This window comes from Aeromonas aquatilis, from assembly GCF_054052405.1.
Window position 1 is genome coordinate 1 of sequence record NZ_JBSTYP010000060.1, and the last position, 20,870, is coordinate 20,870.

At 59.2% G+C, this 20,870-nt stretch carries 20 protein-coding genes; 6 read left to right on the plus strand and 14 right to left on the minus strand.

Going from position 1 to position 20,870, the window contains the following annotated elements:
* Positions 1 to 328: 328 nt before the first annotated feature.
* From ACW5W8_RS19415 to ACW5W8_RS19440, 6 genes are read right to left on the minus strand one after another with little or no spacing between them, the layout of a single operon-like run.
* Entirely contained in the window at positions 329 to 1,507 is a 1,179-nt protein-coding gene (locus ACW5W8_RS19415) for a hypothetical protein (RefSeq protein ID WP_498629681.1), read from the minus strand.
* 2 nt (positions 1,508 to 1,509) lie between these two features.
* Positions 1,510 to 2,172, minus strand: coding sequence for an energy transducer TonB (locus ACW5W8_RS19420; RefSeq protein ID WP_204382385.1), 663 nt, complete (start codon positions 2,170 to 2,172; stop codon positions 1,510 to 1,512).
* Positions 2,169 to 2,570: an ExbD/TolR family protein gene (locus ACW5W8_RS19425; protein ID WP_498629683.1), complete on the minus strand. Its 402-nt coding sequence runs from the start codon at positions 2,568 to 2,570 to the stop codon at positions 2,169 to 2,171. Before ACW5W8_RS19425 ends, ACW5W8_RS19420 begins: the two co-directional genes overlap by 4 nt.
* Positions 2,567 to 3,097, minus strand: coding sequence for a MotA/TolQ/ExbB proton channel family protein (locus tag ACW5W8_RS19430; protein ID WP_005339367.1), 531 nt, complete (start codon positions 3,095 to 3,097; stop codon positions 2,567 to 2,569). The genes ACW5W8_RS19425 and ACW5W8_RS19430 overlap by 4 nt, the downstream gene beginning before the upstream one ends.
* Positions 3,094 to 4,398: a MotA/TolQ/ExbB proton channel family protein gene (locus ACW5W8_RS19435; RefSeq protein ID WP_498629685.1), complete on the minus strand. Its 1,305-nt coding sequence runs from the start codon at positions 4,396 to 4,398 to the stop codon at positions 3,094 to 3,096. Before ACW5W8_RS19435 ends, ACW5W8_RS19430 begins: the two co-directional genes overlap by 4 nt.
* Positions 4,395 to 5,156, minus strand: a complete 762-nt coding sequence (locus ACW5W8_RS19440; RefSeq protein WP_498629687.1) for a DUF3450 domain-containing protein — start codon at positions 5,154 to 5,156, stop codon at positions 4,395 to 4,397. The genes ACW5W8_RS19435 and ACW5W8_RS19440 overlap by 4 nt, the downstream gene beginning before the upstream one ends.
* Before the next feature lie 209 nt (positions 5,157 to 5,365).
* On the opposite strand from ACW5W8_RS19440, the gene ACW5W8_RS19445 reads away from it, so the two are divergent.
* A complete protein-coding gene (locus ACW5W8_RS19445) occupies positions 5,366 to 6,142 on the plus strand; it encodes a helix-turn-helix transcriptional regulator (protein WP_005357256.1) in 777 nt (258 codons plus the stop codon).
* A 72-nt stretch (positions 6,143 to 6,214) separates the two neighbouring features.
* Here the strand turns inward: ACW5W8_RS19445 and glmS are convergent, their stop codons facing one another.
* Both glmS and ACW5W8_RS19455 read right to left on the minus strand, forming a co-directional pair.
* Positions 6,215 to 8,047: a glutamine--fructose-6-phosphate transaminase (isomerizing) gene (glmS, locus tag ACW5W8_RS19450; protein ID WP_498629689.1), complete on the minus strand. Its 1,833-nt coding sequence runs from the start codon at positions 8,045 to 8,047 to the stop codon at positions 6,215 to 6,217.
* Positions 8,048 to 8,103: 56 nt separating this feature from the next.
* Positions 8,104 to 8,877: a DeoR/GlpR family DNA-binding transcription regulator gene (locus ACW5W8_RS19455; RefSeq protein WP_498629691.1), complete on the minus strand. Its 774-nt coding sequence runs from the start codon at positions 8,875 to 8,877 to the stop codon at positions 8,104 to 8,106.
* Between the two features lie 122 nt (positions 8,878 to 8,999).
* Here ACW5W8_RS19455 and blrA point away from each other — a divergent pair, with 122 nt between their 5' ends.
* From blrA to ACW5W8_RS19475, 4 genes are all read left to right on the plus strand, one after another.
* Positions 9,000 to 9,674, plus strand: a complete 675-nt coding sequence (gene blrA, locus ACW5W8_RS19460; protein WP_498629693.1) for a beta-lactam response regulator transcription factor BlrA — start codon at positions 9,000 to 9,002, stop codon at positions 9,672 to 9,674.
* Positions 9,671 to 11,092: a beta-lactam sensor histidine kinase BlrB gene (gene blrB, locus ACW5W8_RS19465; protein ID WP_498629695.1), complete on the plus strand. Its 1,422-nt coding sequence runs from the start codon at positions 9,671 to 9,673 to the stop codon at positions 11,090 to 11,092. Before blrA ends, blrB begins: the two co-directional genes overlap by 4 nt.
* A gap of 81 nt (positions 11,093 to 11,173) precedes the next feature.
* Positions 11,174 to 11,968: an OXA-12 family class D beta-lactamase gene (gene blaOXA, locus ACW5W8_RS19470; RefSeq protein ID WP_498629697.1), complete on the plus strand. Its 795-nt coding sequence runs from the start codon at positions 11,174 to 11,176 to the stop codon at positions 11,966 to 11,968.
* A gap of 112 nt (positions 11,969 to 12,080) precedes the next feature.
* Complete coding sequence (locus ACW5W8_RS19475; protein WP_498629699.1) at positions 12,081 to 12,569, plus strand: Lcl C-terminal domain-containing protein; 489 nt, start codon at positions 12,081 to 12,083, stop codon at positions 12,567 to 12,569.
* Positions 12,570 to 12,720: 151 nt separating this feature from the next.
* On the opposite strand, the gene ACW5W8_RS19480 is transcribed toward ACW5W8_RS19475, so the two are convergent.
* On the minus strand, positions 12,721 to 13,548 hold the full coding sequence (locus ACW5W8_RS19480) for a substrate-binding periplasmic protein (protein ID WP_498629701.1): 828 nt from the start codon (positions 13,546 to 13,548) through the stop codon (positions 12,721 to 12,723).
* Between the two features lie 103 nt (positions 13,549 to 13,651).
* Between ACW5W8_RS19480 and creD the strand changes: the two genes are divergently transcribed.
* Entirely contained in the window at positions 13,652 to 15,028 is a 1,377-nt protein-coding gene (creD, locus tag ACW5W8_RS19485) for a cell envelope integrity protein CreD (RefSeq protein WP_498629703.1), read from the plus strand.
* A gap of 51 nt (positions 15,029 to 15,079) precedes the next feature.
* Here the strand turns inward: creD and glmU are convergent, their stop codons facing one another.
* The 5 genes from glmU to atpA form a co-directional block, all read right to left on the minus strand.
* Complete coding sequence (gene glmU, locus ACW5W8_RS19490) at positions 15,080 to 16,441, minus strand: bifunctional UDP-N-acetylglucosamine diphosphorylase/glucosamine-1-phosphate N-acetyltransferase GlmU (protein WP_498629705.1); 1,362 nt, start codon at positions 16,439 to 16,441, stop codon at positions 15,080 to 15,082.
* A gap of 95 nt (positions 16,442 to 16,536) precedes the next feature.
* Entirely contained in the window at positions 16,537 to 16,965 is a 429-nt protein-coding gene (locus ACW5W8_RS19495) for a F0F1 ATP synthase subunit epsilon (protein ID WP_005342354.1), read from the minus strand.
* Between the two features lie 18 nt (positions 16,966 to 16,983).
* Positions 16,984 to 18,372 carry a F0F1 ATP synthase subunit beta gene (gene atpD / locus ACW5W8_RS19500; RefSeq protein WP_005339344.1) on the minus strand — a complete coding sequence of 463 codons (1,389 nt, stop codon included), beginning with the start codon at positions 18,370 to 18,372 and terminating at the stop codon, positions 16,984 to 16,986.
* Between the two features lie 33 nt (positions 18,373 to 18,405).
* Positions 18,406 to 19,272 carry a F0F1 ATP synthase subunit gamma gene (gene atpG, locus ACW5W8_RS19505; protein ID WP_005339343.1) on the minus strand — a complete coding sequence of 289 codons (867 nt, stop codon included), beginning with the start codon at positions 19,270 to 19,272 and terminating at the stop codon, positions 18,406 to 18,408.
* Positions 19,273 to 19,315: 43 nt separating this feature from the next.
* On the minus strand, positions 19,316 to 20,857 hold the full coding sequence (gene atpA / locus ACW5W8_RS19510; RefSeq protein WP_302247033.1) for a F0F1 ATP synthase subunit alpha: 1,542 nt from the start codon (positions 20,855 to 20,857) through the stop codon (positions 19,316 to 19,318).
* Positions 20,858 to 20,870 lie beyond the last annotated feature (13 nt).

Here is a 20,870-nt window from a genome sequence, read left to right on the forward strand (position 1 = left end):
GACATTGAAAATCAAAAATTGTTTTTGATGTTCGATGCTGTGAGTGCCCACACAGATTGCTTGATTCAAATTGTTAAAGAGCGTCACGCTTATCGCGCTGAGGAGGCGCATATTACGCTCCTCACTTCGAAAGTCAAGCGATTGTTTTCGCTTTTCTTTCGGCGCCAACTTCGCTAGGAAGCTGGCTCATCAGGTTGGCGTGTTCCGCCGTGCTGGTAGGGGCGCATTATAGGGAGCCGCGCCAGGATGACAAGGGCTTTTTGCAAAAAAGCGTTCGTTTGCTGAAAAAGCGAACTGAACGCCCCAAAACAGCCCCTTGGCACCTCTTTTACGCCGCTTTTTTGCTCAACTCTTCGTTTTGTGCCCGGATATAGTTGACCCAGCTGGTTGCCTTCTGCTGCCAGTTATCCTGCTGCTGCAGCTCGCGGGCCAGTTCCAGCGCCTGGGCATACTGCTCCTTATTAAGGTGTGCCTGCACCAACAACGCTTTGGCACGATTGCCTTGCTCGCCTTTTACCGACTTGATGGCGGCGAGCTGGGTCATGGCAGCATCTGTCTTGCCCTGTTGCAACATCAGTTCGGCGGCGCGCATGGCGGCTTTGGGCTGACCGTGCAGGTTGGCCAACTGTTGCCAGCTATCAACTGCTTGTGACCACTCTCGGGCACCTTCCCACAATTGGGCCAGCAATTGGCGGTTTTCAGCACTTTGCTTCATCTGTCCCTTGGCCATGGCCGCTTCCAGCAGACGGGCACCACGATAAGGCAGCCCTTGCCAGGCATAGAGGCGGATCAGCTGATTGCGGGCAGATGCATCATCCATCAGTTTTCTGTCGATAGCTGTTTGCAGCAGAGCCAACGCCTGATCGCCGCGTTTGGCGGAGAGGTTGAGCGATACCGCCTGCTGCCACCATTTGCTCTCTTTGGGTTCGTGGCTGATCAACTCAGCCACCTGCTCGGCAGCCACGCCATAACGTTGCTGAGCGGTGAGGGCGGAGAGACGAATAATGGCGGCCTGCTTCTGCCAACCCTTCTTCAACAACTGTTCGCTCTGGCTGGCGGCGTCACCGTACTGCTTGTTGTGGTAATAGAGGCCGGCCAGACGCAGGCGCAGTGCATCGTCTTGCTTGAGTGCCAGTGCCGCCTTGTAGCTGGCGATGGCACCAGACCAGTTGGATTGCTGGGCCTGAATATCGCCGCGCAGTCGCAGCAGCTGGAGCTGTTGCTGCTCGGGCCACTCTTTATAGGCAAGGGCCTGTTCGACGTAGCGGCTCGCCTGGGCGATCTGTTGCAGATTGGCCGCCAGCGAGGCTTGCAACTGCGCCAGCCAGGCACGCTCGGCATCGCCATTTGGCTTGAGGCCGGATGCCTTGCTCTGGGCTTGTTGCCACTGACCGGACTGATAGAGCTTCATCACGGGTTCAAGCTGACGGGAGAAGTAAGGGCTGACCTCCATCGCCAGACAGGCTTGGCCGACCAGGGCAAGCAGACAGATCCAGATCCGCAACATAGTTATGACTCCAGTTTGAATTTGAGCGTGATGACTTGCACCAGCTTGTCGGTGGCGCCCGGTCTCGGCTGATAGCGCCACTTGTTGATCGCCTGAATGGCCGCCCGCTCGAACTGACGCTTGGGCTTGGCCTCGACCACTTCCACATCCTGCACGCCACCTTCGGCATTCACGCTAAAGCGCAGGGTGACGAATCCTTCGATCCCTGACTGCTGGGCACGATAGGGGTAGACCGGCTCAATCCGTTGCAGCGGCATCAGCATGTCACCTGCGCCGATACCCGCTCCCTGCTGCTGGCCGTGGTAGTTGCCACTCAATACAGGTGCGGTACTGGTCGCCACTCCGGGGGCATAGACCTGCACCGCGCTGAGGCTGGAAACCAGATCCAGACTCGGCTCAACGGCCGCCAAGGGGGCCGCGGCAGGCATCGGCAGCGGTGTCGAGGCCAATGCCGCGGGAGGCTCTGGCAGAGGCTCGGGTTCCTGCGGTACCGGACGCTCGCGTACCTGCACCTCGGTCACCTCGTTCTGCATATTGATGACGATGGACTTCTGTTCGCTCGCCACCTTCTCGCCCCGGGGCGGTTCAACTAGCGTGGCCATGAACAGCAGGATGCCCAGACTGAGGGCGATCCCCAGCCCCAGGCTCATTAGCTTGTATTTCATTTCGGTGCCACCGCCACGGCGATATTGGCGATACCCGCCGCCTTGGCCTCATCCATCATCCGCACCACCTTGCCGTGGGGCACTCGCTCGTCGGCCTGGATCACCAGGCTGACATCGGGTTGCTCCGCCAGCAGGCGGGCGATGGTGGCCTGTACCCGCTCCACATCGATCTGCTTGCGGTCGAGGAAGATCTGACCCTGAGCCCCGATCGCCAGCATGATGCTGGAGGATTTCTGCGCCTTGGCCTGACTGGCCTGGGGTCTGTGTACCTCGAGCCCGGCTTCGCGCACGAAGGAGGTGGTGACAATAAAGAAGATCAGCATGATGAACACGATATCCAGCATGGGGGTCATATCGATCTGCACTTCGTCACGCTGGCGTTTGGATTGCCGTCTCATTGCATTACCTTCTCTTCTCGCAGGCCGTCCCGGGTCTTGGCCAGCGCACGCTTGGCCTGACTCTCGAGGCGACTGAGTAACAACACGCCGGAGAGCGCCACCACCATGCCTGCCATGGTGGGGATGGTGGCGCGGGAGATCCCGCCCGCCATACTCTCCGGGTTAAAGCGGTTGGCCGCAGCCAACGCATCGAATACGCCGATCATGCCGGTCACAGTGCCCAGCAACCCCAGCATGGGGCAGAGCACCACCAGGGTGCGGATGAAGATCAGATGACGGTTCAGTTCCAGCTCGGCCTGCGCCAGCCAGCGGCTGCGGATCGCTCGGGCGTGCCAACTGTGGCGCTCGCTGCGGGCCTGCCAGCGGCCGAGCAGCTGTTGCTGCAAGGGGCCAAAACCCAGATTGAGGTAGAGCAACCGCTCGATCATCAAAATCCACATCAGCACCAGCAGGGCCAGAATGACCCAGAGCACCGGGCCGCCACGGCCCATGAAGCTCTGCAGCTGTTGCCAGATGTCGAGCATCATGCTGCTCGCTCCATCCCGCCGTTATTGCTCTCGGCGCGCTCGGCCAGAATGCCGGCCACCTGCTGCTCCAGCACATTGGAGAGCTCGGTGAAGCGCGATTGCAGCAGGCAGTGGGCCAGGATCAGCGGAATGGCCGCAACCAGACCCTGTACCGTGGTAACCAGCGCCATGGAGATGCCGCCCGCCATGATCTTGGGATCGCCGGTGCCAAACTGGGTGATGGCCTGGAAGGTGCCGATCATCCCGGTTACGGTACCGAGCAGACCCAGCATGGGGGCGATGGCCGCGATTACTTTGACCATGCCGATGCCGCGCTCCATGCGAGGAGTCTCCTGCAGGATCGCCTCATCAAGACGCAGCTCGAGGGTCTCCATGCTCAGCTCGGGGTGTTTGTCCGCCACCGTCAGCACCCGGCCGAGGGCGTTGTCGGCATGGTACTCGCCGCTTTTGAGCTGGCGGCGCACCAGGGTCAGTTCGCGGGAGAGACTCCACAGCCGTACCGCTGCGATCCCCAAGCCGATGGCAGCCAGCAGCACGATAATGGCGCCAACCTGACCACCCTGTTGTACCTGCTGCCAGAAGGTGGGCGCCTGTGCCAGCATCGCCAGCAGAGTGCCATGCGAAGGATCCAGCGACAGCGCTTCCCCTTCCTGACCCTGATAAGCCGCAACGGCAGAGAGCACGCTACCGGGCAGACCCAGTACCGGGCTCAAGCCTTCGGCGGTCGGTTGCAGGAAGCCTTCGCTCCCCAGCAGGGCAAAACTGCCAACCCGGGTCAGCGACTGCTCGCTGGCAGCCCCCTGGGCATCGAGCACCTTGCCGTTGAACTGAGCAATCCGGCCAGATTCGCGGATCTCCTGCAGCAGCGTGGCGGGCAGCAGGGAGAGGGCGGCGCGATCCGGCACCTGTTTATCCTGTGCCATGGTTTTCAGCGGGGCGAGACGCTCCGGGTACTGGCCCTCTACGGCGGATGCGTTCAGCAGCTTGACCGCATCGCTGGCGCCCTGACGGGTGACCGCGAAGATCTCGTTCATGTCGCCGGAGGCTTGCTCCCACTGGGCGTTAAGCTCGACCAGCTGCTTCTCGTTGCTGGCGAACTTGCCAGCCAGCTCCTTGCTCAGGCGCTGGGCCTCGGCCAGTCTGGCGCGGGCAGAGCCGAGCTCCCTGGCAACGGTCGCCAGATCTTGCTGAGCCTGCTGTTCACGAGCCTGTTCCTGCTGCTGCCACTCATCGGCGACAGCAGCGTTGGTACCGCAGGAGAGAGCAATAAGGAGGGGGAACCACTTCATGGTGACTCTCATGATTGGGCCTCCTGACTACGGCTGACAGAGAGGGGGACATTGAGCAACTGGGGAATTTTCTTGTCGGCGGCCACATCCATCGCCTCGGCGATAGGGGAGAGCCACTGGCTATCGAGGGCTTGCCACTGCTTCGCCTCGGCGGACCAGCGCCATGCCTGACTGCGATCGGCAGTCATTGCCAGCAGGGAGACCCGACCCAGCGCCAGCACATCAACCCGACGCGGAGCACCATCCAGCTCCAGCTCTGCGGAATAGCTGTCCATCCGGCTGCCGTACTCGGCTTCAATCTGATAGGCCTGCAGCAGCTGACGGAATTTCTCTGCCTCGCTAACGTCTGCGCGAGCCAGGGTCGCTTTCAACTGTTCAACACGGGCCAAGCGATCTTCCCGGCGCAGGGGAATGTCGTCTTGCACCAGCTGTTCCAGGTCTGCCTGCATCTGCAACATCAAAGGGATCAAACCCTGACGGGTCTCTTGCACCGCTTCCAGCTGTTGATTGAGCTTGCCCAGCTCATTTTGCTGATCGGCCACCAGAGATTGCATGTAGCGGTTGTAGGCCTCGAGATCGCGTAGTTGCAGCTGAGCATTTTGCAGCTCCAGTCGTGCAGCAACGGCTGCATCGGCGGCTTTTTCCACCCGCTGCTGGGAGGCTTTCCCGGCAGCTATGCTGTTCTTGAGGGCGGGAGCAACCAGCTCATCCCCGATGGCAGCAAAGTGGACTGACAGTGGCAGCAGGGCCACACCCCATAACTTGTTCATTGAAATACATCTTATTAATGATAACTATTATCATTATCTCAAATGCAACGCAGACTGGCAACGAGAGGATTTTCTTGGCCTTTATGCACAAAAACAGGATAATTTTTAAGCACGCACGGAATAACTGGCCTCAATAGCCACTGCACAAATATAAAAAACGAGAAAAATCTTTTCGATCAGTGTGATAGAGATCGAAAAAGGAGAAAGTAATGCTCAACGATGCGATCTGGGAACATATCGACAAGTTCACCAAGGCAACAAAAACCAGCGATATCCAGCAACTGCTGGAGCGCTTCAGTCATCAAATGGGCTTCGATTACTTTCGGCTGCTGATTATTTTCCCCATCAGCATGCAAAAATCCCACGTGGCACTGTTCAACAACTGTCCGACCACCTGGTTTGACGCCTATAGCGAAAACCAGTATCTGACCCAGGATCCGGTGGTCTATCTGGGGCTGAAACAGACCCAGCCGATCTTCTGGAACAAGCTCGACTGCGACTCGCCCTGGCTGCCCAGCGCCAGCCGCGACGTGATGAACCTGGCCGCCGATTTCGGGGTACGCAATGGCGTCTCCTTTCCGCTGCACACCCCGCAGGGGGAGCACGGCATCCTCTCATTCATCACCAAGGAGAAATCCAACTCCGACCTGATGTTTGAAAATGTCCCGCTGCTGTCGTTTTGCGCCAGCTACATCTTCAACTCCGCACTGCAACTAATCAAAAGCAGACCGGATATGATGAAATACCTGACCGAACTGTCGGATCGGGAGAAGGAGTGCCTGTTCTGGGCCAGCGAGGGCAAGACCTCCTGGGAGATCGCCACCATCCTCGGCATCAGTGAGCGGACGGTCAACTTCCACCTGACCCAGGTGACCAACAAGACCGACTCGAAGAACCGCAGTCAGGCCATCGCCAAAGGGATCACCAGCGGCATCATAGTGCCCTCCCTCGATGAGGTCACCATCACCAACCTGCGGCTGTCGTAACCCTCAACAGCAACAAAAAGAGCCGCAATTGCGGCTCTTTTTCATTTCAGAAAGTGACTTATCAAAAGTGACTTACTCAACGGTCACCGATTTTGCCAAGTTGCGCGGCTGGTCCACGTCAGTGCCCTTGATCAGGGCGACGTGGTAGGAAAGCAGCTGCAGCGGCACTGTATAGACGATGGGGGCGATCACCTCTTCCACATGGTTGAGGTTCATGACCCGCATGGTCTCGTCGCTCTTGAAGCCGGTATCGGCATCGGCGAAGACGTAGAGGATACCGCCACGGGCGCGCACCTCTTCCACGTTGGACTTGAGCTTCTCCAGCAGATCGTTGTTCGGCGCCACCACAATGATGGGCATTTCGGCATCGATCAACGCCAGCGGGCCGTGCTTCAGTTCGCCAGCGGCATAGGCTTCGGCGTGGATGTAGGAGATCTCTTTGAGCTTGAGCGCCCCTTCCATGGCGATGGGGTACTGGCTGCCACGGCCGAGGAACAGGCTATGCTGCTTGTCGGCAAACTCTTCGGCCAGGGTTTCGATATCCTTGGCCAGCGCTAGGCTCTCTTTAATACGCAGCGGCAGGGCTTGCAGCGCCTTGACCAGTTCGGCTTCGGCGGCGGCGCTCAGGTGGCCACGACAGTGACCGACCGAGGCCACCAGCATCAGCAGGCCAGCCAGCTGGGTGGTGAACGCCTTGGTGGAGGCCACACCAATTTCTGCCCCCGCGCGGGTCATAAAGGCCAGATCCGATTCACGCACCAGCGAGGAGCCCGGCACGTTGCAGATAGCCAGCGAGCTCATATAGCCGGATTCCTTGGCCAGACGCAGCGCCGCCAGAGTATCGGCAGTCTCGCCACTCTGGGAGAGGGTCACCAGCAGGCTGTTGGGGCGCACTACCGATTTGCGATAGCGGAACTCGGAGGCGATCTCCACATCGCAGGAGACGCCAGCGATCTCTTCGAACCAGTAGCGAGCCACCATGCCGGAGTGATAGGAGGTGCCGCAGGCGACGATCTGCACGTGATCGACCTTGTCAAAGATGGCGCGTGCGCCGTTGCCGAACGACTCGACCACCACGTGATCGTTGCCCAAACGCCCTTCCAGGGTGTTGGTGATCGCTTTGGGCTGCTCGTGGATCTCTTTGAGCATGTAGTGGCGATATTCGCCCTTGTCACCGGCATCGTGGGAGAGCTCGGACTCCTGCTCTTCGCGCACCACGGCGTTGCCGTTGGTATCGAAGATGTGCACGTCACGGCGGGTCACTTCGGCCACATCACCCTCTTCCAGGAAGATGAAGCGACGGGTCACCGGCAGCAGCGCCATCTGGTCGGAGGCGATAAAGTTCTCGCCGATGCCACGGCCGATCACCAGCGGTGAACCGGAGCGGGCAACCACCACGCGGCTGTCGTCGCGGCTGTCCATCACCACGGTACCGTAGGCACCGCGCAGCTGCTTCACCGCAGTCTGCATGGCAGCCAGCAGGCTGCCGGCGCTCTTCAGCTCGTGATGAACCAGATGGGCAATCACCTCGGTATCGGTGTCGGAGCTGAACACATAGCCCAGCGACTTCAACTCTTCCCGCAGCTCTTCGTGGTTCTCGATGATGCCATTGTGCACCACCACGATATGCTCGGAGACGTGGGGGTGGGCATTGCGCTCGGAGGGCTCGCCGTGAGTGGCCCAGCGGGTATGGGCGATGCCGGTACCACCATGGACGGACTGCTCGTCGAGCGCCTTGGCCAGCTCGGCCACCTTGCCCAGACGGCGTACCCGCTGCAGCGGCTGGCTGGCGCTGAACACGGCCACACCGGCCGAGTCGTAACCGCGATACTCGAGGCGACGCAGCCCCTCTACCAGAATTTCAGCCACATCACGTTGGGCGACGGCCCCGACGATGCCACACATACACTTCTCCTTGAGATGCAAATCGTAAAGTCAGTTGGATGGTTCAGAGCTCGATGTCAACAAGTGACCGGGGCGCAGATAAGCGTCACCCCCTGGGCTTGAATCTGTTCTCTGGCCTCGCTGGCCAGCCCCTCGTCGGTCACCAGGGTATGGATGCTCGACCAGGGAAGTTCGAGATTGGGGATCTTGCGGCCGATCTTTTCCGATTCGACCATCACAATGACCTCCCGCGACACCGCGGCCATCACCCGCGACAGGCCCACCAGCTCGTTAAAGGTGGTGGTGCCACGCTCCGGGTCGATACCGTCGGCACCGATAAAGAGCTGGTCGAAGTCGTAGGATCGCAGCACCTGTTCCGCCACCTGCCCCTGGAAGGATTCGGAGTGAGGGTCCCAAGTGCCACCGGTCATTAATAGGGTAGGCTCATTTTCCAGCTCGCGCAGGGCACCGGCCACATTGAGGGAGTTGGTCATCACGATGAGGCCGCGCTTGTTGCCCAGCATGGGGATCATGGCGCTGGTGGTGCTGCCGCTGTCGATGATGACGCGGTTGTGATCACGCAGCCGCTCGGCCGCCGCACGGGCAATAGCTAACTTTCGGTTCGAAACTTGCTCAGGGTTGGCCTCGACCACCATCTCGTTCGGCAAGGGAACGGCACCACCGTAACGGCGCAGCAGCAGACCGCCGGTCTCCAGTACCGCCAGATCTTTACGGATGGTCACTTCGGAGGTAGAAAAGTGTTTGGCGAGGGCGTCGACACTCACTTCACCCTGCTCTTGTACCAGGGTCACTATGGTGTGGCGGCGTTGTTGAGTATTACGTTTGGTCATTTTTAAGTTTCGATTCGAAAGAACATCGAAATATTAGCCCCTTTTTCGGAAAAATAAAACAGCAAATAGGATCCGATTTGGTTCGATGCCAGAATGGGGGGCCAATTTGCAACGAGGATGCCATGCAAAAGAGAGTCATCTGGCTGGTGGAGGATGAGGCCAGCATCGCCGACACCCTGATTTACGCCCTGCAGACCGACGGCTTCGAGGTGGAGTGGTTCATGCTGGGCCAGCAGTTGCTGACACGACTGGAACAGACGCGACCCGACTTCCTGATCCTCGATGTGGGGCTGCCCGACATCAGCGGCTTCGAGCTCTGCAAGCAGGTAAGAGCCCTGACGGATACCCCCCTGATGTTCCTCACCGCCCGCAGCGAGGAGATAGACCGACTGATCGGGCTGGAGATCGGTGCCGACGACTATGTGGCCAAACCCTTCTCGCCGCGGGAAGTGTGTGCCCGGGTGCGGGTCATCCTGCGCCGCAGCCAGCCCGTCGCCCCCCAGCCCAGCGCCCTGCTGGTACTGGATGAAGAGCGGGCCCGCATCCATTTTCGCGGCCAACCGTTGGCCCTCACCCGCTACGAATATCTGCTGCTCAAGACCCTGATGCAGGCGCCGGGCCGGGTCTACTCGCGCCAGCAGCTGATGGATCTGGTGTGGCAGGATGCCGAAGAGAGTCTGGATCGCACCGTCGATACCCACATCAAGACCATCCGCGCCAAGCTGCGCGAACATGATCCCGAGGCCAACCTGATCCTCACCCATCGCGGACAGGGCTACAGCCTGGAGCTGGCATGAGACTCGGGTTGCAACTGCTGTGCGGCCTGCTGCTGATCTTCGCGCTGGCCGCCTGGTTCGTGCTGGAGATCTTCGTCGAAGAGATCAAACCCGGGGTGCGCAGCGCCACCGAAGATACCCTGGTCGACATGACCCAGCTGCTGGCGCCGCTCGCCCTCGATGATCTGAAAGAGGGCAATATGATGAACGGGCGGCTGGCCAGCGCCTTCGCCCGCCTCAACCAGAATCCCATCAATGCGATGATCGATGGCCACCTCAAGCAGCAGGCGGAGTACCGCATCTATGTCACTGACCAGAAAGGTAGGGTGATTTACGACTCAGACGGCACGGATCTGGGCAAGGACTATTCCCGCTGGAACGATGTCTACCGCACTCTGCGCGGCCAGTATGGCGCCCGCAGCACCCGCACCGATCCCGACGATGCAGCTAGCTCGACCATGTATGTGGCGGCGCCGCTGCGGGAGGGGACCGAGATCATCGGCTCCCTCACCGTCGCCAAACCCAATCGCACCCTGATGCCTGCCATCGAGCGGGGGGAACAGGAGCTGCTGCGGGCCGGCGGCCAGATGCTGCTCATCTCGCTGCTGATCGGCAGCCTGCTGGTGTGGTGGCTCAACCGCGCCATCGGCAAGCTGGTGCACTACGCCGACTCGGTCAGCAAGGGGGAGGCGGCACCGCTGCCACGGCTGCACACCGTCGAGCTGGATCGGCTCGGCCGCTCGCTGGAGACCATGCGCCACCAGCTCGATGGCAAAAGCTATATCGAAGCCTATGTGCACAGCCTGACCCACGAGCTGAAGAGCCCGCTGGCAGCCATTCGCGGGGCAGGGGAGATTTTGGCCGAAACGCCGCCCCCCGAAGTTGCCAAACGGTTTATCGGCAACATCAATCTGGAAACCGCCCGCATGCAGCAGCTGATCGAGCGAATGCTGCAACTGGCGCGGCTGGAGTCGGGGCAGGGACTGGATCGCCAGTCGGTGGAACCGGCAAAACTGGGCAAGCGCACCCTCGACGCCCGCCAGATCATCGCCCAGCGCCGTCAGGTCGAGTTGGTGGCCGAGCTGGCCAGCGCGCCGAAACAGAAGTGGGATCCGCTGCTGGTGGAGCAGGCCATCGGCAACCTGCTGGATAACGCCATCGACTTCTCTCCCGCCTACGGGCAGGTCACCCTGAGCGGCAGTCAGCAGGAGGAGGGCTACTGTTTTCGGGTCACCGACAGCGGCCCCGGCATTCCCGACTACGCCCTGCCGCGCATCTTCGAGCGCTTCTACTCCTTGCCGCGCCCGGACAAGGGCAAGAGCAGTGGTCTCGGGCTCAGTTTCGCCCATGAGGTGGCCCACCAGCATGGTGGCCGTCTGACCCTTGCCAACCGGCCGGAAGGGGGCGCGCAGGCGGAACTCTGGCTGCCGTTCGCCTAGTCACCCCCACAACTTCACATTCCCCACACAAAGCGGCATTAGACTGCCGCTTTCTCTCATCCATTTGCTCAAGGAAATGCTATGTCCCGCCTGCTTCTCTCCAGCCTGCTGGCTGCCGGTCTGCTCTGCGCTGTGCCGGCCTCAGCCGCCAGCGGCTGTTTTCTCTATGCCGACGGTAACGGTCAGACCCTCTCCAGCGAAGGGGACTGCTCCAGCCAGCTGCCGCCCGCATCCACCTTCAAGATCCCGCTGGCGCTGATGGGTTATGACAGCGGCTTTCTGGTGGATGAAGAGCATCCGGCACTGCCTTACAAACCGAGCTATGACGGCTGGCTGCCCGCCTGGCGTGAAACCACCACCCCGCGCCGCTGGGAAACCTACTCGGTGGTCTGGTTTTCCCAGCAGCTCACCGAATGGCTGGGGATGGAGCGCTTCCAGCAATATGTCGACCGCTTCGACTACGGCAACCGGGATCTCTCCGGCAATCCGGGCAAACATGATGGTCTGACCCAGGCCTGGCTCAGCTCCAGCCTCGCCATCAGTCCGGAGGAGCAGGCCCGCTTCCTCGGCAAGATGGTGAGCGGCAAGCTGCCGGTCTCGGCGCAGACCCTGCAGTACACCGCCAATATCCTCAAGGTGAGCGAGATCGACGGCTGGCAGATCCACGGCAAGACCGGCATGGGCTACCCGAAGAAACTGGATGGCAGCCTCAACCGCGATCAGCAGATCGGCTGGTTCGTCGGCTGGGCCAGCAAACCGGGCAAGCAGCTGATCTTCGTCCATACCGTGGTGCAAAAGCCCGGCAAGCAGTTCGCCTCGCTCAAGGCGAAAGAAGAGGTGCTGGCCGCATTGCCGGCGCAACTCAAGAAGCTCTGATCCCCACATAACCTGACGACAGGGCTGGAGGCCAAAGCTTCGCAGCCCGCTCCGATCATCAGGGTCAGCCCGCCGACACTGGGCTGACCTCCATCCGCACAAGGAGACAAAAATGAAATTATTCCTGTGGCTGCTCTGGCTTCCGGCCAGCATGGCGCTGGCCGCCTGCGACCTCTCAGACCGCCTGACCCGACAGGGGGCAGTCATCCATGATCGACTCAACCAGCTCGAATGGCAGGCGTGCAGCCTGGGCAGCGAGTGGCAGGAGGGGAAAGGGTGCGTGGGCACACCGGCCCTGCTGACGCAGCTTGAAGCCAAGGATGAAGCGGCCCGTCTTGGCGAGGGGTGGCGACTCCCCACCATCGAGGAGCTCTTCACTCTGCTCGACGAAAATTGCCGGGCGCCGATGACGGACCCCAACTTCTTTCCGGACATCCATGACAACGGGGAAAATACCGCTCCCTACTGGACATCCAGCACCATCGAGGAGATGCCGGAACTGGTCTACTACATCGACTTTATACATGGAGTGATAGACGGCCACACCGATCGTTTCGCGCAAGCTGCCCGACTGGTGCGCGCGCTAGACTCTTCGCCATAGGGCCAAGTTATCGGTTCACCATCACGCGGTAACTGGCATGGCTGGCACCTCAGCCAGAGAAGTTGGCCCGAGATCCACCCATCACGGACATGAGGTGAATATCCGTTGACTGGCCTAGCAAACGATCCTGTGACAATACGCAGAAAACAAATCAGTGATACTTTTGTTCAATTCTGGCCATGACCCCGGTGTCAGCGAGCTGCTGTAACGCACTCTCCAGGCGCTTTATTCTCTCGCTGGCCATGCTCTTGCGCACGAGCAGGTAAAAGGGTTGGGTCTCGAAGACAGCAGGCAGAATCCGAACCTGTTGCCCAGCCCCCTTTTTATTGATCTCGGACTGAAAACCGGGATTTCGGTAATAGAGGAATCGCCCACGGCCTGAAAGCAGCTTTCCCAAATTGGCTGACGTAGTAAGGCCTCCATCATCTACGTAGAGTCCGCCAAGCGCATAGAGGCGAGCGATCGCCCCACTGCCGTGATTCACCAAAATCATGCCTTTATCACCGAGTTGGCGAACATCATCCCAGGTTTTAACCACTACAGGATCATCACTACGAACAGCCAGGTGATAAGTTACTGAAAAAACAGCAGGCAGCAGAAAGTGGTAATACTCCCTGCGCTGGGCGTTATCACCCAGACCACAGAAGATATCCAGCTTGCCAAACAGGACGCTGCGTTCGATCCGTGCCAATGGCTGCATATCCTGATCCCCGAGGATGCGAATGGCCGGATCGACCTCTTCTATTGCTCGAAAAATATCAACACACAGCCCGACAACTTCTCCGCCGGGATCACGCTGAAAATACTTGGGGGCAGAGTCCAGTTGCGCCGCAGTACGATAGGTCCATGTATCTCCGGCAGAAAAAGCCGGGAAGGCCAACGATGAGAGCAAGGTAACAGTGAGGTATTTCATGGCAATCTCCTGAATACACATCTCCAGCGTGGCACCAGAATCGACAGAGGGGATCGGCAGGTTCAATTATTTGTCCTATTTTTTTCTTTCTTCACCGCCACTTCACGCAACCCCATCACCCCTTCACGCCGGACTGACAGACTCACTCCATCCAACAAGGAGACGTGTCATGGTCAAACAGATATTCACCCACAAGATCTTTCTGCTGCTGTTGCTCAGCCTGCTGTTGATGGTGCCGGTGCAATCCATCATGGAGCTGAACCGGGAGCGTCAGGCTTACCGCAGTCAGGCCATTCACAGCATCATGGCCAGCAGCAGCGGCCCGCAACGACTGATGGGGCCCATTATCGTGCAGCCCTATACCCGTTCGGTGACGGTCGAGCAGGAGGGCAAGCGCTTCGTCCGTCAGGAGCAGATCTACCGCTACCTGCTGCCGGAGCAGTTGGATATCAAGGCCAATATGGAGGTCACCCCGCGCAAGCTGGGCATCTATCAGGCGCAGGTCTACCAGACCCGCATCACCCTATCCGGCCGCCTGCCCACCCGGCAGAGTTTGCTGAATGACGCGACCTCACCGCTCGGTGAAACGGCCGAGCTGGTGGCGGGCAAACCCTACCTGAGCCTGGTGCTCTCCGATGCCCGCGGTATCAACAGCGTCCCCGAACTGCAACTCGGCACACAGCGGATCCCGTTTGCCCCCGGCGCCCGCCTCGGTGATGCGCTCGCGGGTATCCATGCCCCGATCGACAGCCTGCCGCAGCAGGATGGCACCTTCCATCTGGAGCTCAATCTACAGGGGATGAACGCCCTCGACATAGTCCCGCTGGGCAAGGAGAGCACCCTGCAGCTGGCGGGCAACTGGCCCCACCCCAACTTTATCGGTGACTTTCTGCCGGGCAGTCGCACCCTGAGCCCACAAGGGTTTGAGGCCAACTGGCAAACCAGCTGGTTCGCCAGCGACATGGAGACCCGCTTCAACCGGATGATGAACGGGGGCGATAGCAATCTCTCCACCTTCAGCGTCAGTCTGGTGCAGCCGGTGGATCACTATCAGCTCAACGAACGGGCGGCCAAATATGCCCTGCTCTTCATCGGTCTTACCTTTATCAGCTTCTTCATGTTCGAGCTGCTCAAGGGGCTGCGGGTCCACCCGATCCAGTACGCGCTGGTGGGCATGGGGCTGGCCATTTTCTATCTGGTGCTGCTGGCGCTGACCGAACACCTCGGCTTTGGCTGGGCCTATCTGGTGGCCGTGCTGGCCAGCGTGCTGCTCAACGGTTTCTACCTCAGTCATGTGCTGGGCGGCCCGAAGCAGGGGATCGGCTTCGCAGCGCTGCTCGGGCTGGTCTATGCCATTCTCTACAGCCTGCTGCAGGCCGAAGAGATCGCCCTGCTGCTCGGTGCCGTGCTGTTGTTCGCCACCCTGGCGCTGATCATGCTGCTGACCCGCAAGCTCGACTGGTATCAGGTGATGGACTACAGCGCCCCCGTCACCACATGGGCAGCTCCCCAACCACCGAGCAGTGACGCCAGCCATAAGTCATAAGCAAAAAAAACCGGCGCCATCAGGCGCCGGTTCTATTTTATTGATCGGGCATCACTTCTTCTTGACCGGGCGAGCCCAGTTTTTGATGTGACGCTGGGGCACCCGGGTGATCACCAGCTCATTCTCGGCCACATCCTTGGTGATGGTGGAACCCGCCCCCAGAGTCGCCCCCTTGCCGATACGCACTGGCGCCACCAGCTGGGTATCGGAACCGACAAACACATCATCCTCGATGATGGTCTGGAATTTGTTGACCCCGTCGTAGTTGCAGGTGATGGTACCGGCACCAATATTCACCTTGGCACCCACCTCGGCATCCCCCAGATAGGTGAGGTGACCACACTTGGAGCCAACCCCCAGCCGGGCCTTCTTCATCTCGACGAAGTTGCCAACGTGCGCATCCTGCTCCAGCACGGCCCCCGGACGCAGGCGGGCAAACGGGCCGACCGAGCACTGATCCGCAACCTGAGCCCCTTCAACGATGGAGTAGGGCTTCACTTCTGTATGATCGCCAATGACGCAATCCTTCAACACGCAGCCAGCACCGATACGGACGTGGTTACCGAGGGTCACCTTGCCTTCGATGATGACGTTGACGTCGATCACCACCTCTTCACCGATCTCAAGCGACCCGCGCAGATCGAAGCGGGCCGGGTCGATCAGGGTAACGCCGGCGATCATCAGTTTTTCAGCCTGCATCTGCTGGTAGCTGCGCTCAAGGGCAGCCAGTTGCACCCGGTTGTTGGCCCCTTCCACCTCGGCAGCACGCTCCGGATGGACCGCAGCGATCGGGCAACCATCGGCGTGCGCCATGGCAATCACATCGGTCAGGTAGAACTCGCCCTGAGCATTCTTGTTGTCCAGACGGGAGAGCCAGCTGCGCAACTGACCGCCGTTGGCCACCAGCACGCCGGTGTTCACCTCACGGATCGCCAACTGTTCGGCGTTGGCATCCTTCTGCTCGACGATGCCAACCACCTGACCGTTTTCACGGACGATACGGCCATAGCCGGTGGGGTTGTCGAGCACCACGGTCAGCAGTGCCATCCCGTTTTCCGCCTTGGCAGCCAGCAGTCGCTGCAGGGTCTCTGGCTGGATCAGCGGGGTATCGCCGTAGAGCACCAGCACATCGTCTTCATCCTTCCAGAACGGGATAGCCTGGGCGACGGCGTGACCGGTCCCCAGCTGTTGCGCCTGCAGCACCCAGTTCACATCGGCCGCCACGATCCGCTCTTTCAGCAGTTCGGCACCGTGGCCATAGACCAGATGCAGCTGCTCGGCGCCGACCTGACGGGCAGTATCGATCACATGGGAAACCATGGGTTTGTTGGCTACCGGGTGCAGTACCTTGGGCAGAACGGAACGCATGCGGGTACCTTTACCCGCCGCCAGGATCACGACGTTGAGAGACATGACTTCGACCTTGAACTTGTGTGGAAATTCTCGGCGGAGTCTATCGAACGGGTAAAAAAAAAGCGACCCGAAGGTCGCTTTTTACATCACCGTTATTAGCGGTAATTCTTTTTGACGATATCGATGACTCGCAGTTGAGCCATCGCCTTGGCCAGCTCGGTGGCGGCCTGGGCGTAGTCGATATCACCATGGGAGCTGTGGATCCGCTCTTCGGCTGCGCGCTTGGCTTCCTGGGCTTTCGCCTCATCCAAATCGTCAGCACGAATCGCAGTGTCCGCCAGCACGGTCACGGATTCAGGTTGTACTTCCAGCATACCGCCGGAGATGTACAGCACCTCTTCAGTTCCGTTCTGCTTCACCAAGCGGACCAGGCCCGGCTTGATGGCAGTCAGCAACGGAGCATGACCGTGGCGGAGACCCAACTCACCTTCGGAGCCTGATACCTGAGCAGTTTGCACGCGACCGGAAAACAGTTTTCCTTCGGCGCTCACCACATCCAGGTGAAAGGAGATCATCTCTGCCATGGGCCCTCCTGTCGAGGCTTACAGTTTCTTGGATTTCTCGACGACTTCGTCGATACCGCCAACCATGTAGAACGCCTGCTCGGGCAGATCGTCATACTCGCCTTTCAGGATGCCCTGGAAACCACGGATGGTCTCTTTCAGCGGCACGTATTTACCCGGAGAACCGGTAAACACTTCTGCTACGAAGAACGGCTGGGACAGGAAACGCTCGATCTTACGGGCACGGGCTACGGTCAGTTTATCTTCTTCTGACAGTTCATCCATACCCAGGATGGCGATGATGTCCTTCAGCTCTTTGTAGCGCTGCAGTACGGTCTGAACGCCACGAGCGGTCTCGTAGTGCTCTTTGCCAACCACCAGCGGATCCAGCTGACGAGAGGTAGAGTCCAGCGGGTCAACGGCCGGGTAGATACCCAGTGCCGCGATTTGACGGGACAGTACGACGGTCGCATCCAGGTGGGCGAAGGTGGTCGCCGGAGACGGGTCAGTCAAGTCATCCGCAGGAACGTAAACGGCCTGTACGGAGGTGATGGAACCGGTCTTGGTGGAGGTGATACGTTCTTGCAGAACACCCATCTCCTCGGCCAGGGTCGGCTGGTAACCTACTGCGGAAGGCATACGGCCCAGCAGTGCGGATACTTCAGTACCGGCCAGGGTGTAACGGTAGATGTTGTCCACAAAGAACAGCACGTCACGACCTTCGTCACGGAACTTCTCGGCCATGGTCAGGCCGGTCAGCGCAACGCGCAGACGGTTTCCGGGCGGCTCGTTCATCTGACCGTAAACCAGAGATACTTTGTCCAGTACGTTGGACTCCATCATCTCGTGGTAGAAGTCGTTACCCTCACGGGTACGCTCACCTACACCGGCGAACACAGAGTAACCACTGTGCTCGATCGCGATGTTACGGATCAGCTCCATCATGTTTACGGTTTTGCCTACACCGGCACCACCGAACAGACCAACCTTACCACCCTTGGCGAACGGGCATACCAGGTCGATAACCTTGATGCCGGTTTCCAGCAGATCGTTGCTGTTGGACTGATCTTCGTAGCTGGGGGCAGCGCGGTGGATAGACCAGCACTCTTCTTCACCGATCGGACCTTTTTCGTCGATTGGCTCACCCAGTACGTTCATGATCCGACCCAGAGTCGCAGTACCGACCGGAACCTGGATGGATTTACCGCTATTCACTACTTCCAACCCACGACGCAGACCGTCGGAGGAGCCCATGGTGATGCAACGAACGACGCCGCCACCGATCTGTTGCTGAACTTCCAGCACCAGACCCTGGCCTTGACCTTCGCTAACGACCTTCAGTGCATCGTACACCTGGGGCACGGCATTCTGCGGGAACTCGATGTCCACCACAGCGCCGATGATTTGGACGATGAAACCGTTACTCATGTCAAATCCTCTAAACCTTTGATAACCCTTGCCTTACACCGCAGCAGCACCGGATACGATCTCTGTCAGCTCCTGGGTAATACTGGCCTGACGGGCCTTGTTGTATACCAGTTGCAGATCGTTAATCAGGTTACCGGCGTTGTCAGTCGCGGCTTGCATGGCAACCATTCGGGCTGCCTGTTCACTTGCCAAGTTTTCCACTACACCCTGGTAAACCTGAGATTCGACGTAGCGAACCAGCAGGGTATCCAGCAGCTTCTTGGGATCCGGCTCATAGAGGTAATCCCAGTGGTGTTTCTTGGCGAGCTTGCTGTCTTCAGTTACGGGCAAAGGCAGCAGTTGATCGACCCGTGGTTGCTGCACCATGGTGTTGACGAACTTGTTGTACACCAGATACAGCTTGTCAATCTCACCGTTGTCGTAAGCCTTCAGCATGACCTTGACTGAACCAATCAGGTCATTGACGCTCGGACTATCGCCCAGTCCTGCGACATGAGCTTTAACCTTGGCGCCGTGCCGTTCAAAGAAGTTGGAGGCCTTGTTACCGATCAATGCCAGGTCAACCTTGGCACCTTTCGCGCTCCATTGCTTCATATCATTGAGGGCAGCCTTGAACAGGTTGATGTTCAGACCACCACACAGGCCACGGTCGGTGGAGACGACGATGTAACCCACTCGCTTGACCTCACGTTCGATGAGGTAGGGGTGCTTGTATTCCAAGTTCCCCTGAGCGATATGGCCGATCACCTTGCGCATGGTTTCAGCGTACGGACGGCTGGCAGACATGCGTTCCTGCGCACGGCGCATTTTGCTTGCTGCCACCATTTCCATAGCGCCGGTGATCTTCTGAGTGTTTTTCACACTCCCGATCTTGTTACGTATCTCTTTTGCGCCGGCCATCTCTTACTCTCCATCAAGTGGCAGCTCACGCTGCCACACACGCTTACCAGGTCTGGGTTGCTTTGAAGCTATCCAGCAACGCAGTCAGCTTGCCAACGATCGCGTCGTTGTAGTCGGCTTTGGCATTGATTTCAGCCATCAGCTCGGCATGCTGGGTATTGGCGTAAGAGAGCAGAGCGGCTTCGAAGTCGACGATTTTGTTCAGCTCGACATCGGAGAGATAGCCTTTCTCGGCGGCGAACAGCACCAGAGACTGGTGAGCCACGCTCAGCGGAGAGTACTGCTTCTGCTTCATCAGCTCGGTCACTTTCACACCGTGATCCAGCTGCTTGCGAGTCGCCTCGTCCAGATCGGAAGAGAACTGGGCGAATGCAGCCAGTTCGCGATACTGGGCCAGCGCGGTACGGATACCACCGGACAGCTTCTTGACGATCTTGGTCTGAGCAGCACCACCTACACGGGATACGGAGATACCCGGGTCAACCGCCGGACGAATACCGGAGTTGAACAGCTGTGAAGTCAGGAAGATCTGACCATCGGTGATGGAGATCACGTTGGTCGGAACGAACGCAGATACGTCACCCGCCTGGGTTTCGATGATCGGCAGCGCGGTCAAAGAACCGGTCTGGCCTTTCACGGCACCATTGGTGAACTTCTCTACGTACTCGGCGTTAACGCGAGCAGCACGCTCCAGCAGACGGGAGTGCAGATAGAAAACGTCACCCGGGTAAGCTTCACGTCCTGGTGGACGGCGCAGCAGCAGGGAGATCTGGCGATAAGCTACGGCCTGCTTGGACAGGTCATCATAGATGATCAGCGCGTCTTCACCGCGGTCACGGAAGTACTCACCCATGGAGCAACCGGCATACGGAGCCAGGTACTGCAGAGCAGCCGCTTCGGAGGCAGAGGCAACCACCACGATGGTGTTGGCCAGGGCACCGTGCTCTTCCAGCTTGCGCACCACGTTGGCGATGGTGGAGGCCTTCTGGCCAATCGCAACGTAGACACACTTAATGCCGGAATCTTTCTGGTTGATGATGGTGTCGATCGCGATGGCGGTCTTACCAACCTGACGGTCACCGATGATCAGCTCACGCTGGCCACGACCGATTGGGATCATGGCATCGATGGCTTTCAGACCGGTCTGGACCGGCTGGTCAACAGACTTACGCTCGATAACGCCCGGTGCGATCACTTCGATCGGCGAGAAGCCGTCGTTGTCGATCGGACCTTTACCGTCGATCGGCTGACCCAGGGTGTTCAACACCCGGCCCAACAGACCACGACCTACCGGCACTTCCAGAATACGGCCAGTACCTTTTACTTTCATTCCTTCTGACAGACCGTCATAGGAACCCATAATCACCGCACCGACGGAGTCACGCTCCAGGTTCAATGCCAGAGCGTAGCGGTTGCCCGGCAGCTCGATCATCTCACCCTGCATGGCATCAGCCAGGCCGTGAATACGAATGATACCGTCGCTCACAGAGACGATAGTACCTTCGTTACGCGCTTCGCTCTTTACATCAAACTGCGCAATGCGCTGCTTGATCAGCTCGGCGATTTCAGTGGAATTCAGTTGCATGCTCTAATACCCC